Annotated in this window: 11 protein-coding genes; 1 reads left to right on the top strand and 10 read right to left on the bottom strand. The window is 63.1% G+C overall.

Going from position 1 to position 13323, the window contains the following annotated elements; genetic code table 11:
* Positions 1–94: 94 nt before the first annotated feature.
* A complete protein-coding gene (locus HS968_RS21765) occupies positions 95–1774 on the top strand; it encodes an MFS transporter (protein ID WP_238338872.1) in 1680 nt (559 codons plus the stop codon).
* A 127-nt stretch (positions 1775–1901) separates the two neighbouring features.
* Here the strand turns inward: HS968_RS21765 and purD are convergent, their stop codons facing one another.
* From purD to dsbD, 10 genes are all read right to left on the bottom strand, one after another.
* Complete coding sequence (gene purD / locus HS968_RS21760) at positions 1902–3191, bottom strand: phosphoribosylamine--glycine ligase (protein WP_182368654.1); 1290 nt, start codon at positions 3189–3191, stop codon at positions 1902–1904.
* 214 nt (positions 3192–3405) lie between these two features.
* Complete coding sequence (gene purH, locus HS968_RS21755) at positions 3406–5013, bottom strand: bifunctional phosphoribosylaminoimidazolecarboxamide formyltransferase/IMP cyclohydrolase (protein WP_182368652.1); 1608 nt, start codon at positions 5011–5013, stop codon at positions 3406–3408.
* 74 nt (positions 5014–5087) lie between these two features.
* Entirely contained in the window at positions 5088–5408 is a 321-nt protein-coding gene (gene fis, locus HS968_RS21750) for a DNA-binding transcriptional regulator Fis (RefSeq protein WP_106738727.1), read from the bottom strand.
* Positions 5405–6403, bottom strand: coding sequence for a tRNA dihydrouridine synthase DusB (gene dusB, locus HS968_RS21745; protein WP_182368651.1), 999 nt, complete (start codon positions 6401–6403; stop codon positions 5405–5407). The genes fis and dusB overlap by 4 nt, the downstream gene beginning before the upstream one ends.
* Before the next feature lie 218 nt (positions 6404–6621).
* Positions 6622–7881 carry a DUF3426 domain-containing protein gene (locus HS968_RS21740; RefSeq protein ID WP_182368650.1) on the bottom strand — a complete coding sequence of 420 codons (1260 nt, stop codon included), beginning with the start codon at positions 7879–7881 and terminating at the stop codon, positions 6622–6624.
* Between the two features lie 53 nt (positions 7882–7934).
* Complete coding sequence (gene prmA, locus HS968_RS21735) at positions 7935–8813, bottom strand: 50S ribosomal protein L11 methyltransferase (RefSeq protein WP_182368649.1); 879 nt, start codon at positions 8811–8813, stop codon at positions 7935–7937.
* Positions 8814–8952: 139 nt separating this feature from the next.
* Positions 8953–10308, bottom strand: coding sequence for an acetyl-CoA carboxylase biotin carboxylase subunit (gene accC, locus HS968_RS21730; RefSeq protein ID WP_182368648.1), 1356 nt, complete (start codon positions 10306–10308; stop codon positions 8953–8955).
* 17 nt (positions 10309–10325) lie between these two features.
* On the bottom strand, positions 10326–10787 hold the full coding sequence (gene accB, locus HS968_RS21725) for an acetyl-CoA carboxylase biotin carboxyl carrier protein (RefSeq protein ID WP_179623822.1): 462 nt from the start codon (positions 10785–10787) through the stop codon (positions 10326–10328).
* 22 nt (positions 10788–10809) lie between these two features.
* On the bottom strand, positions 10810–11259 hold the full coding sequence (gene aroQ / locus HS968_RS21720) for a type II 3-dehydroquinate dehydratase (RefSeq protein ID WP_106738733.1): 450 nt from the start codon (positions 11257–11259) through the stop codon (positions 10810–10812).
* A 121-nt stretch (positions 11260–11380) separates the two neighbouring features.
* Positions 11381–13174 carry a protein-disulfide reductase DsbD gene (dsbD, locus tag HS968_RS21715; protein WP_182368647.1) on the bottom strand — a complete coding sequence of 598 codons (1794 nt, stop codon included), beginning with the start codon at positions 13172–13174 and terminating at the stop codon, positions 11381–11383.
* Positions 13175–13323 lie beyond the last annotated feature (149 nt).

Here is a 13323-nt window from a genome sequence, read left to right as displayed (position 1 = left end):
GCGTCTAGCCTTGCCAATCAGAACAATCACAAGAAAGACGTCCGGGCACAGGGCGATCGGCGCTCCAGGCCTCAACGACGTCATGGAGGCAGCCATGAGTGTAGATTCAGCAGTAGAGGGTGGACATGAAGCAGCGAGGCCGATGACCAAGGAGGAGCGCAAAGTCATCCTCGCCTCGTCCCTGGGTACGGTCTTCGAGTGGTACGACTTCTATCTGTACGGTTCACTCTCCGCGATCATCGCGGTGCAGTTCTTCTCCGGCGTCAACCCAACCGCAGCATTCATCTTCGCGCTCATGGCATTCGCCGCCGGTTTCGCGGTGCGCCCATTCGGTGCGATCTTCTTCGGCCGCCTGGGGGATCTGGTTGGCCGCAAGTACACCTTTCTCATCACCATCCTGATCATGGGCCTGTCGACGTTCATCGTCGGCATCCTGCCTACCTATGCGCAGTGGGGCATCGCGGCGCCGATCATCCTCATCATTCTCCGGCTGTTCCAGGGGCTGGCGCTGGGTGGGGAGTACGGCGGGGCGGCGACCTACGTGGCCGAGCACGCGCCACATGGCCGGCGTGGCTTCTATACCTCGTGGATCCAGACCACCGCGACGCTGGGGCTGTTCCTGTCGCTGCTGGTGATTCTCGGCACCCGCACCTGGCTCGGTGAAGAGGCCTTCGCCGCCTGGGGGTGGCGCATCCCGTTCCTGCTGTCCATCGTACTGCTCGGGGTGTCGGTGTGGATTCGCCTGACCCTCAGTGAAAGCCCGGCCTTCAAGAAAATGAAGGAAGAGGGCAAGACCTCCAAGGCACCGCTGACCGAAGCCTTCGGTCGCTGGGAAAACGCCAAGGTCGCGCTGATCGCCCTGTTCGGCGGCACTGCCGGCCAGGCAGTGGTCTGGTACACCGGCCAGTTCTACGCGTTGTTCTTCCTTACGCAGACGCTGAAGGTGGACGGCGCGACGGCGAACATCCTGATCGCTCTGTCGTTGCTGATCGGTACGCCGTTCTTCATCATCTTTGGCTGGCTGTCGGACAAGATCGGGCGCAAACCGATCATCCTCGGCGGCTGCCTGGTCGCGGCACTGACCTACTTCCCGCTGTTCGCCCTGATCACTCACTACGCCAACCCGGCGCTGGAGCAGGCCCAGGCCAACTCGCCGGTTGTCGTCGTGGCTGATCCGAACGCCTGCTCGTTCCAGTTCAACCCGGTCGGTACTGCCAAGTTCGTGGCGTCTTGCGACATCGCCAAGGGCTTCCTGGCGCGTAACTCGGTGAACTACTCCAACGAAGCAGCTCCGGCCGGTACCGTGGCGAGCATTCGCATCGGCGACCAGACCATCGCTTCGTTCGAAGGGGCGGGCATGCCGGCCGATCAGTTCAAGGCCCAGTCCGATGCCTTCAACGCCAGCATGACCGACGCTATCCGCGCGGCCGGCTATCCGGCCAAGGCCGATCCGGAACAGATCAACAAACCGATGCTGGTCGTACTGCTGACGGTGCTGGTGCTGTTCGTGACCATGGTCTACGGACCGATTGCCGCCTTGCTGGTCGAGTTGTTCCCGACGCGTATCCGCTACACGGCGATGTCCTTGCCGTACCACATCGGTAATGGCTGGTTCGGGGGTTTCCTGCCGACCACTGCATTCGCGATGGTGGCGGCGACGGGGGATATCTATTACGGCTTGTGGTACCCGATCATCGTGGCGGTGATGACCTTCTTCATCGGCCTGTTCCTGATGCCGGAAACCAAGGATCGAGACCTACGCAACTGGCACTGACCGCCAACTGAAACGAAAAGGCCCCGCATCTGCGGGGCCTTTTCTTTGGCGGTTGTAGCCCGGATGTAATCCGGGGCACTCGCGCATTCTGTCCCGGATTGCATCCGGGCTACGTAACGAGGTTCTATCAGCCCTCGCCGCGCTCGCGAGCGATAGCCCGATAGCCGATATCGTTGCGGTGGAACATGCCGTTCCAGCGAATCTTCTCGGCCAGGCGGTAGGCCTGCTGCTGGGCATCGGCGACGCTGGCGCCGATGGCGGTGGCGCACAGTACGCGGCCGCCGGCGGTGACGATCTGGCCGTCCTTCAGCGCGGTACCGGCGTGGAATACCTTGCCGTCGAGCTTGGCGGCTTCATCCAGGCCTTCGATCACATCGCCCTTGGCGTAGTCACCCGGGTAGCCACCGGCTGCCAGAACCACGCCCACGGTCGGACGCGGATCCCAGGTCGCTTCGACCTTGTCCAGCGCCTTGGCCAGCGCGGCCTCGACCAGCAGTACCAGCGAACTCTCCAGGCGCACCATGATTGGCTGGGTTTCCGGGTCGCCGAAGCGGCAGTTGAACTCGATGACTTTCGGTGCGCCCGACTTGTCGATCATCAGACCGGCATAAAGGAAGCCGGTATAGACGTTGCCTTCGGCCGCCATGCCACGCACGGTCGGGTAGATGACTTCGTCCATCACCCGTTTGTGTACTTCGGCGGTGACTACCGGAGCAGGCGAATAGGCGCCCATGCCGCCGGTGTTCGGGCCGCTGTCGGCATCGCCAACGCGCTTGTGATCCTGGCTGGTGGCCATCGGCAATACGTTTTCGCCGTCGACCATGACGATGAAGCTGGCTTCTTCGCCGTCGAGGAACTCTTCGATCACCACGCGCGAACCTGCTTCGCCAAAGGCGTTGCCAGCGAGCATGTCGCGCACGGCGGCTTCGGCTTCGGCCAAGGTCATGGCGACGATCACGCCTTTGCCGGCGGCCAGGCCGTCGGCCTTGATCACGATCGGCGCGCCTTTCTCACGCAGGTAGGCCAGGGCCGGCTCGACCTCGGTGAAGTTCTGGTAGTCGGCCGTCGGGATGTTCTGTCGGGCCAGGAAATCCTTGGTGAAGGCCTTGGAGCCTTCCAGCTGGGCGGCGGCGGCGGTCGGGCCGAAGATGTCCAGCTGGCGCGAACGGAACAGGTCGACCACGCCTTTGACCAGCGGCGCTTCCGGGCCGACGATGGTCAGTTGCACATTCTTTTCGGCGAAATCGGCCAGTGCCTGGATATCCAGGACGTCGATGGCGACGTTTTCACACTTGGCTTCGGTAGCGGTGCCAGCGTTGCCAGGAGCGATGAAGACTTTCTCGACGCGTTTGTCCTGCGCCACTTTCCAGGCCAGGGCGTGTTCACGACCGCCGCTGCCGATGATCAATACGTTCATGGGATTCTCCTGAGCGTAGCCCGGATGCAATCCGGGGCTTTCAAGTGGGAGCGCTCCCGGATTTCATCCGGGCTACGTTCTACGAATTCGAGGGCGCGATGAAGCCGGTAGAGGCTAGGCGCCCCGGGTTTCGACAAGCGGAGTTGCCTATTGGCAATGAGCATTGGCGGAACCCGGAGCAACGACGCAGATGCCGGTTTCAGTGCGGCCGATTTTAGTGCCTGAAGTGGCGCATGCCGGTGAACACCATGGCGATACCGGCTTCGTCGGCAGCAGCGATCACTTCGTTGTCGCGCATCGAACCACCTGGCTGGATCACCGCGGTGATGCCGGCTTTGGCGGCGTTGTCGATGCCGTCGCGGAACGGGAAGAACGCATCCGAGGCCATGACCGCGCCGGGTACCGGCAGGCCAGCGTGCTCGGCCTTGATCGCGGCGATGCGCGCGGAGTTGACACGGCTCATCTGGCCGGCGCCGACGCCAACGGTCTGACGGTTTTTGGCGTAGACGATGGCATTGGATTTGACGAACTTGGCTACTTTCCAGGCGAAGATCAGGTCGTGAATTTCCTGCTCGCTCGGCGCGCGCTGGGTAACGATCTTCAGGTCTTCGGCCTTGATCATGCCGATGTCGCGGCTCTGTACCAGCAGGCCGCCATTGACGCGTTTGAAGTCCCAGCCGGCAGCGCGTTCGGCTGGCCACTGGCCGCACTCGAGCAGGCGCACATTGGCTTTGGCAGCGACCACGTCACGGGCGGCGGCGCTGATGCTCGGGGCGATGATCACTTCGACGAACTGACGCTCGACGATGGCCTTGGCGGTCTCTGCGTCCAGCTCGCGGTTGAAGGCGATGATGCCGCCGAAGGCGGACTCGGTGTCGGTGGCGTAGGCCAGGTCGTAGGCCTTGCGGATGCCGCCTTCGTCTTCCGGTACCACGGCCACGCCACAGGGGTTGGCGTGCTTGACGATGACGCAGGCGGGCTTGACGAAGCTCTTCACGCATTCCAGCGCCGCGTCGGTGTCGGCGACGTTGTTGAACGACAGTTCCTTGCCCTGCAGCTGCACGGCGGTGGACACGCTGGCTTCGCCTTTCTTCGCCTCGACGTAGAACGCCGCGTTCTGGTGCGGGTTTTCGCCGTAGCGCATTTCCTGCGCCTTGATGAACTGGCTGTTGAAGGTGCGCGGGAAGGCGCCGCGGCCTTCGGTGGACAGGGTGCCCGCTGCCTGGTCGATGGTGCCCAGGTAGTTGGCGATCATGCCGTCGTAGGCCGCGGTGTGCTCGAAGGCCTTCAGCGCCAGGTCGAAGCGCTGGGCATAGGTCAGGCCGCCGGCTTTCAGGGCTTCGACGATGCTGGCGTAGTCGCCGGTGTTGACCACGATGGCGACGTCCTTGTGGTTCTTCGCGGCAGAGCGAACCATGGTCGGGCCGCCGATATCGATGTTCTCGATGGCATCGGCCAGGTCGCAGTCAGGCTTGGCGACGGTGGCTTCGAAGGGGTACAGGTTGACCGCCACCAGGTCGATCGGCTTGATGCCATGCTCGTCCATCACCGCGCCGTCGATGGCACGGCGGCCGAGGATGCCGCCGTGGATTTTCGGGTGCAGGGTCTTCACGCGGCCATCCATCATTTCCGGGAAGCCGGTGTAGTCGGCGACTTCGACTGCTGCCACGCCGTTGTCCTTGAGCAGCTTGTAGGTGCCGCCGGTGGAGAGAATCTCGACACCGAGGGCAGCCAGTTCGCGGGCGAACTCAAGGATACCGGTCTTGTCGGAAACGCTGATCAGCGCGCGGCGGACGGGAAGGCGGGTGGTCTGGTCGGTCATTTCAGCATCCATCAGAGCGGGAATATCAGCAAAAAAGGCGGCTCATGTGGGCCGCCCTTTTCGGGAGTTCAGGTTTACAGCAGGTCGTACTGCTTGAGCTTCTTGCGCAGGGTGCCACGGTTCAGGCCGAGCAGCTCGGAAGCCTTGGTCTGGTTGCCCTTCACGTAGTTCATGACGCTTTCCAGCAGCGGGGCTTCCACTTCGGTCAGCACCAGGTTGTACACGTCGGTGACGTCAGCGCCCTCAAGATGGGCGAAATAGTTGTGCAGCGCCTTTTCCACGGCGCCACGCAGGGTCTGACCCTCCTCGCTCGGCGTGTTCAGGTGCTGTTTCAGGCTGGTGTTGTCACTCACGGGTGCAATTCCACTCACTAAGGTCTCAGTCATCAACGTCATGCGGCCACCTCGTTTCCATCGTTGTGCCGTTCGTGGAAGAACTCACGAACGTGGGCGCACTGGGCGTCCGTACTGTCCAGACGGTTGAATTGGGCGCGAAACTCCCTGGCGCCAGGCAGGGTTGCCAGATACCAGCCGACATGCTTGCGGGCAATGCGTACGCCCATCAAATCGCCATAGAAGGCGTGCAGTGCGGCCAGGTGCTCTAGCAGAATGCGTTCCACCTCGAGCAGTGCGGGTGCCGGCAGATTCTCGCCGGTGCGCAGGTAGTGCTCGATCTCACGGAAGATCCACGGCCGCCCTTGGGCGGCGCGGCCGATCAGCAGGGCGTCGGCGCCAGTGGCGTCGAGCACGGCCTTGGCCTTGCGTGGGGAATCGATGTCGCCATTGGCGAACACCGGAATCGATATTGCCTGTTTGATGGCGGCAATCGTGTCGTACTCGGCTTCGCCGGTGTAAAGGTCGGCGCGGGTGCGGCCATGTACGGAAAGTGCGGCAATCCCGGCGTCTTCGGCGATTTTCGCCACGGTGATGCCGTTCTTGTTCTGCCGATCCCAGCCGGTGCGGATCTTCAGGGTGACCGGTACGTCGACTGCGCCGACCACTGCATCGAGGATTTCGCGTACCAGCGGCTCGTCGCGCAGCAGGGCGGAGCCGGCAGCCTTGTTGCAGACCTTCTTGGCTGGGCAGCCCATGTTGATGTCGATGATCTGCGCGCCCAGCTCGACGTTCTTGCGCGCCGCATCGGCCATCATCTGCGGGTCGCCCCCGGCGATCTGTACCGAGCGCGGCTCGGGATCGCCAGCATGCAACAGGCGCAGGCTGGACTTGCGGCTATTCCACAGGCGCACATCGCTGGTGACCATCTCCGATACCACCAGGCCGGCACCGAGACGGCGGCACAACTGGCGGAACGGGCGATCAGTGACGCCGGCCATAGGGGCCAGAATCAACCGATTGGGCAATGTGTAGGGGCCAATACGTGGGGCCGACATGGGGCGTCCCTGCTTGTTGGTTCGCAGTTGAGACAAAGGGCGATCAACACCAGGCCTCCACTGTGTCCTCAGGGGAAACGATGGTGGGTCGGTGCTCGCGAAAGGGTGGGCATGATACCCGCTCTGGATGACCGGATAAAGGTCGTTTTGAACAAATTCTGAACAGCTATGGGCTTATCGCCAGTAGTTAGATCAGCGGTCGTTTCGCTGTCTGCGCTTCACTCGGGAGAGTGGAAGCTGAGGCTGTAGTTCACCGCACGGGTGCCCGGGTCGAGGATGTCCAGGGAGATGTGGATCGGCGTCTGCGGCGGCATTTCGCTTTGTCCGGCAAGCTCACCAGCCAGGTATTCACTGGGTTTGAAGCGTCGGCTGGCGATCAGTTGGCCACCGAGGTCGGCGAAGCGCATTTCCAGCAGTGGGAAGGGTTGGGCGAAGGGCGCGCGGTTGTAGAGGATGGCGTCGACGATCAGCGCACCGGAGAACTCCGGATGGCTGCGCACCACCAGGTTGCTGCTGCGGATCTGGCTGATATCGACCTTCGATGGCAGTTCGCAGCCGATGCTTGGGCACAGCTGCTCGAACCAGGGGCGATAACGATCCTGGCGGGCCAGTTCGTCGAAATTGTAGGCCGCGTACTGTGCCAGCAGGCCGCCAGCTGCGAGCAGGTTGAGAAGGCTCCAGGCGAACCAGCGTCCCCAGGGGCGGGCTGGTGTTGGGCGCCAGTCCAGCTGCAGCGGTTCGTCGTCCAGCTCGAACAGGCGCGTCTCGCGCAGGTTCGGTTCGCTACGAGGGCTTTTGACGGCTTCACGATCACCCTGGCGTTCAGGTTCCTGATCGTCTTCGTCGTCCTGCTCGGGACTCAGGTTACCGAGACGTGGTTCGTTCGGTTCATCAAGGTCGTCGGCGACGGACAGCGTCTGGGTCGCTGCCGGTGCGGTTGTGGACGCGAGATCGACACTCGGAGCAGGTGTTTGCTTGGTGTCGCTGTCGTCGTTCGGTTGCAGTTCGAAACTGCTGCGTTTGGCCGGCTCGTCGCGCAGCAGGGCTTCGGCCCAGGCCTCGTCGTGCGCTTCGTCATCGGCAGGCAGGGCGTTGTTGTCGAAGCGCTCGGCTGGGTGTGGGGCGCGTTCCAGGGCGAGGAACTGCTGTGACAGCTGCTGCTCCTGCTCCTCCAGCCTGGCCAGTTCCTCGTCCAGGTCGAGGCTGTCCAGATCAAGGTCGTCGTGAATCCACAGGGTTTCGTCGGCGTGCTTGGCTGCCGGCTTTGCGCTGGGCGACTGTGTGAGAGCTGATGTGGGCGCGGTTGTGACCACGGCAGGGCGATTGGTGGCGGCTGCGCCGAACAGCTGTTCAGCGGCATTGAACACGTGCAGGCAAGCCCCGCAGCGCACGGCGCCATGCGCAGCAGCCAGTTGCGCCTGGCTGACGCGGAAGCTGGTGCGGCAATGGGGGCACTGGGTGACGTGGTTTTCGCTCATGCGCGGTTCCGGAAAATCCAAGCGGCTAGTCTAACGTAACGGCTGCGCGGGATTCAGCGCTTGATACCGCTGATACGAACCCAGCCGTCCTTGATGGCAGTCGGGTCGAGCTCGAAATCATCGGCATAGGCCGCGCGTACCTCATCGGCCTGCTCGGCGAGAATGCCGGACAGCGCCAGACGTCCACCGCCTTTGACCAGCGCGGTGATCTGAGGTGCCAGGGAAACCAGCGGGCCGGCGAGAATGTTGGCGACGACCACGTCAGCCGGCTGTTGCGGCAGGTCGGCGGGTAGATAAACCGGAAAGCGTGCCGGGTCGATGCCATTGCGCGAGGCGTTGTCGCGCGAGGCTTCCAGGGCTTGCGGGTCGATATCGGTACCGACTGCCTGCGGGGCGCCGAGCAGCAGCGCGGCGATGGCGAGGATACCGGAGCCGCAACCGAAGTCGATCACGCTGCAGTCGCTCAGTGTCTGGCCGTCGAGCCATTCCAGGCACAGCGCGGTGGTCGGGTGGGTGCCGGTGCCGAAGGCCAGGCCCGGATCGAGCAGCAGGTTGACCGCCTCCGGTTCAGGCGCGGCGTGCCAGCTCGGCACGATCCACAGGCGTTGGCCGAAGCGCATCGGCTGGAAGTTGTCCATCCAGCTGCGCTCCCAGTCCTGATCTTCGATGCGTTCGATCTGGTGCTCTGGCAGCGCACCGCCACAGAGCAGTTGCAGGTGGGCGATCAGCGCGGTTTCGTCGGTATCGGCTTCGAACAGGGCGAGCAGATGGGTGTTTGACCACAGCGGTGTGGTGCCCAAATCCGGCTCGAAGATCGGCTGATCTTCGGCATCCATGAAGGTTACCGATACGGCGCCCACTTCCAGCAGCGCATCCTCATAGGTTTCTGCCTGCTCGGGAGTGATGGCGAGACGGACTTGTAACCAGGGCATGGCAAACCTCATGAACGGTGCGTGGGGCGTTTGGCCGCGCAGCTTACTTGAACGGATGGCCGGCCGGCCAGTTCGGCTATCGGCCGGAAACGACAAGGGCCGCCCGAGGGCAGCCCTTGTTGATGCACTGGGCCTAAGCTCAGTGCTTATCCATACCCAGTTTCTTTTCCAGGTAATGGATATTCACGCCACCTTTGACGAAACCCTTGTCGCGGGTCAGGTCGCGATGCAGCGGGACGTTGGTCTTGATGCCATCGACCACGATCTCGTCCAGGGCATTGCGCATGCGGGCCATGGCCTCGTCACGATCCTTGCCGAAGGTGATCAGCTTGCCGATCAGCGAGTCGTAGTGCGGTGGGACGCTGTAGCCGCTGTACAGGTGCGAGTCGACGCGAACGCCATTGCCGCCCGGAGCATGGAAGTGCTTGACCTTGCCTGGGCTGGGCATGAAGTTGTCCGGGTCTTCGGCGTTGATCCGGCACTCTACGGAGTGGCCGAGGATCTTCACATCTTCCTGCTTGATGGACAGCTTGTTGCCAGCAGCGATGCTGAGCATCTCCTTGAGGATGTCGATGCCGGTGACCATTTCGGTAACCGGGTGCTCCACCTGAACGCGGGTGTTCATTTCGATGAAGTAGAAACGACCATCTTCGTAGAGGAACTCGAAGGTGCCGGCGCCGCGGTAACCGATCTCAATGCAGGCATCGACGCAGCGCTTGAGCACTTCGGCGCGGGCTTTTTCGTCGATCAGCGGGGCCGGAGCCTCTTCGATCACCTTCTGGTGACGACGCTGCAGCGAGCAGTCGCGGTCGTACAGGTGAATCGCGTTGCCCTGGCCGTCGGACAGCACCTGGACTTCCACGTGACGCGGGTTGCCGAGGAATTTCTCCAGATAGACCATCGGGTTGCCGAACGCGGCACCGGCTTCGGTGCGGGTCAGCTTGGCCGACTTGATCAGGTCTTCTTCCTTGTGTACCACGCGCATGCCGCGACCACCGCCGCCGCCAGCGGCCTTGATGATCACCGGGTAGCCGACTTCACGGGCGATGCGCAGGGCTTCTTCCTCGTCTTCCGGCAGCGGGCCGTCGGAGCCCGGTACCACCGGTACGCCGGACTTGATCATGGCGTTCTTGGCCGACACCTTGTCGCCCATCAGGCGGATCACGCTGGCGGTCGGGCCGATGAAGGCGAAACCGGAGTTCTCCACCTGTTCGGCGAAGTCGGCGTTTTCCGCGAGGAAGCCGTAACCCGGGTGAATACCGGTGGCGCCGGTCAGTTCGGCGGCACTGATGATTGCCGGGATGTTCAGGTAGGACTGCGAACCAGGCGCCGGACCAATGCAGACGGACTCGTCGGCCAGGCCCAGGTGCATCAGCTCACGGTCGGCGGTGGAGTGCACGGCCACCGTCTTGATGCCCAGTTCCTTGCAGGCGCGCAGGATGCGCAGGGCGATTTCGCCACGGTTGGCGATCAGGACTTTTTCCAGCTTCTGCATTGCAGGCTCCCCGTGCATCAAACGATGGTGAACAGGGGTTGGTCGTACTCAACCGGCTGGCCGTTTTCCACCAGGATGGATTCGATCACACCGCTGGCTTCGGCCTCGATGTGGTTCATCATCTTCATCGCTTCGACGATGCACAGGATGTCGCCTTTCTTCACGGTCTGGCCGACTTCGACGAAGTTGGCCGAGGTCGGCGAAGCGGCGCGGTAGAAGGTGCCGACCATCGGCGAACGGGCTACGGTGCCGTTCAGTTTCGGTGCGGCGGCCGGAGCGGCTTCGGCGCTCGGAGCGGCTGCGGCCACGGGCGCGGCTACCGGAGCGGGGGCCTGGGCGTAGATGGGCTGCGCAGCATAGGCCGGCTGCTTGCTGTGACGGCTGATACGTACGGACTCTTCGCCCTCTTTGATCTCCAGCTCGTCGATACCGGATTCTTCCAGCAGCTCGATCAGTTTCTTGACTTTACGGATATCCATAGCGGTTCCACTCCCGGTGAGGTCAGGGTCGTTTAGCTTCAAGTTGTTCTAGCGCGGCTTCCAAGGCCAGGCGGTAACCGCTGGCGCCGAGGCCGCAGATCACCCCTACCGCAACGTCGGAGAAGTAGGAATGATGGCGAAAAGGTTCACGCTTGTGCACGTTGGAGAGGTGCACTTCGATGAATGGGATGCTCACTGCCAGCAATGCGTCACGTAATGCGACGCTGGTATGGGTAAAAGCGGCAGGATTGATCAGGATAAAGTCGACCCCTTCGCCTTTTGCGGCGTGAATGCGGTCGATCAACTCGTACTCGGCATTGCTCTGCAGGTACATCAGGTGATGGCCTGCCTCGCGCGCTTGCTGTTCCAGGTTCTGGTTGATTTCGGCGAGGGTGGTGGCGCCGTACTTGTCGGGCTCACGGGTGCCCAGCAGGTTGAGATTGGGGCCGTGCAGCACCAATAGAGTGGCCATGGTCGCATTCCTTGTTGTTCGAGCTGCGCCGGACTATGCCGCAGCTCGTCGATGTCAGCAATAGCCGACACGATGTCTGCCGTTTACGGCAAGAATATGACTATGTTGCCGGTTTCGGTCGCTACCGACGGAGGGCGGCCTGATCGAGTCGCGTCGAGAAGGCGGCGGCATCGATCTCGCCTACGACACGCAGATCGTTCAGTTCGTCACCGTTACCGGCGAACAGCTGGATGGCCGGTGGCCCGAACAGGTTGTAACGATCCAGCAGAGCACGCTGGGCAGTGTTGCTTTCGGTGATGTCGAAACGGATCAGCCGCCAGCCGCCCAGCTTGCCGCCTACCTCGGCATTGCCGAACACTTCGCGCTCGATGACTTTGCAACTGATGCACCAGTCGGCATACCAGTCCAGCAGCAGCGGTTGATTGGCGGCTTTGGCTTCGGCCAGGGCGGCGTCCAGTTCGGCTGGGCTGCTCAGCGTTTGCCAGGCGCCACTCTTGCTGCTGGCTGCACTGCCGGGGGCTGCGCTTGCAAGCTGAGCCAGGGGGCGCAGTGGATCGGTCGCGCCCTGCAGCGCGCCGACGCCGGCGGCCAGCGCGTAGACCAGCAGCGCCAGGCCTGCGATCTGTCCAAGCTTCTGCCGATGCGTTTTCGGGCCGAATTCCAGTGCGCCGAGGAACACTGCCACGCCACCTGCCAGCAATCCCCACAGGGCCAGGCTCAGGCTGCCGGGCAGCACGCGTTCGAGCAACCATACCGACACCGCCAGCAACAGCACGCCGAAAGCGTTGCGCACGGTGACCATCCAGGTGCCGCTCTTCGGCAGCAAGGCACCGCCGCCAACGGCGAACAGCACCAGCGGTGTGCCCATGCCGAGGCCCAGGGCCAGCAACTTGAGACCGCCCCCCAAGGCATCGCCGCTGGCGCTGATATAGAGCAGGGCGCCGGCCAGTGGTGCCGAAACGCAGGGGCTGACCAGCAGGCTGGAGAGCACGCCAAGCAGGGCTGCATTGATATGCGAGCCGCCATGGGTCTTGCCGGCCAGGCGGTCGAGCGGTTCGCTGATGAAGCGGGGCAGACGCAGTTCGAACAGGCCGAACATGGCCAGGGCGAAGGCGGCAAAGAAGGCCGCGAAAGGCACCAGCACCCAGGGCGATTGCAACCGCGCCTGCAGGTTGAGGCCTGCGCCGAACAGTCCCATCAGGGTGCCGAGGATGGCGAAGCAGGCCGCCATCGGCAGCACGTAGGCCAGTGACAGGGTCAAGCCGCGCATGCCGCCGAGTTGGCCGCGCAGCACCACGCCGGAGAGGATCGGCAGCATCGGTAGCACGCAGGGGGTGAAGGTCAGGGCCAGGCCGCCTAGGAAGAACAGCATCAGTTCTTTCCAGTTCCAGGACGTTGCTACGCTCGTCACGGCCGTCAGTGCACCACCGGAGGAGGCAGCCGGCATGTCACCAATCTCGATAAATTCGGTTTCCGGCGGGTAGCACAGCCCCTTGTCGGCGCAGCCCTGGTAGCCGACCTGCAGGCGCAGCGGGCGGTTGTCCGGGTTGTCCAGTGGCAGGCGAATGTCCAGTACGCCGTAGTACACCTCGACATCGCCGAAGAACTCATCGTGCTTGGCTTCACCGGCAGGCAGCTCGGCTTCGCCGAGTACGAGGTCGGTCGGCTCGACGCTGAAATTGAAACGATGGCGATAGAGGTAGTAGCCCTCGGCTGCGACGAAGCGCAGGGTCACGGCCTCGGCGTCGCTGCTCACCAGGCTCAGCTTGAAGGCTTCGCGCACCGGCAGGAAGTCGCTGCTGTTGTTCAGCGGCGCGCCAATGGGGGAGGCCGCCGGGCGGTCGAACAGATTGGCGCTGGCCGGCAGGCTCAGGCAAAGCAGCAAGAGGGGAAGCAGCAGACGGCGCAGTGACATCGGGGCGACTATCTCGGCGAAAAGGTGGCGGCATGATAGCTGAAAGCGCCCATGCACATTTCGTCAGCCTGGTCGGGCTGTCGATTTTCCGGGATGGACGGCCCTTGGAGGAAAAGGCATGGAGCGAGTTCCCTGCTGCGCCAGACCTG

Origin of the sequence: Pseudomonas berkeleyensis, assembly GCF_014109765.1 — a bacterium.
Classification (GTDB): domain Bacteria; phylum Pseudomonadota; class Gammaproteobacteria; order Pseudomonadales; family Pseudomonadaceae; genus Aquipseudomonas; species Aquipseudomonas berkeleyensis.
This window is presented reverse-complemented; position numbering and strand designations above follow the sequence as displayed.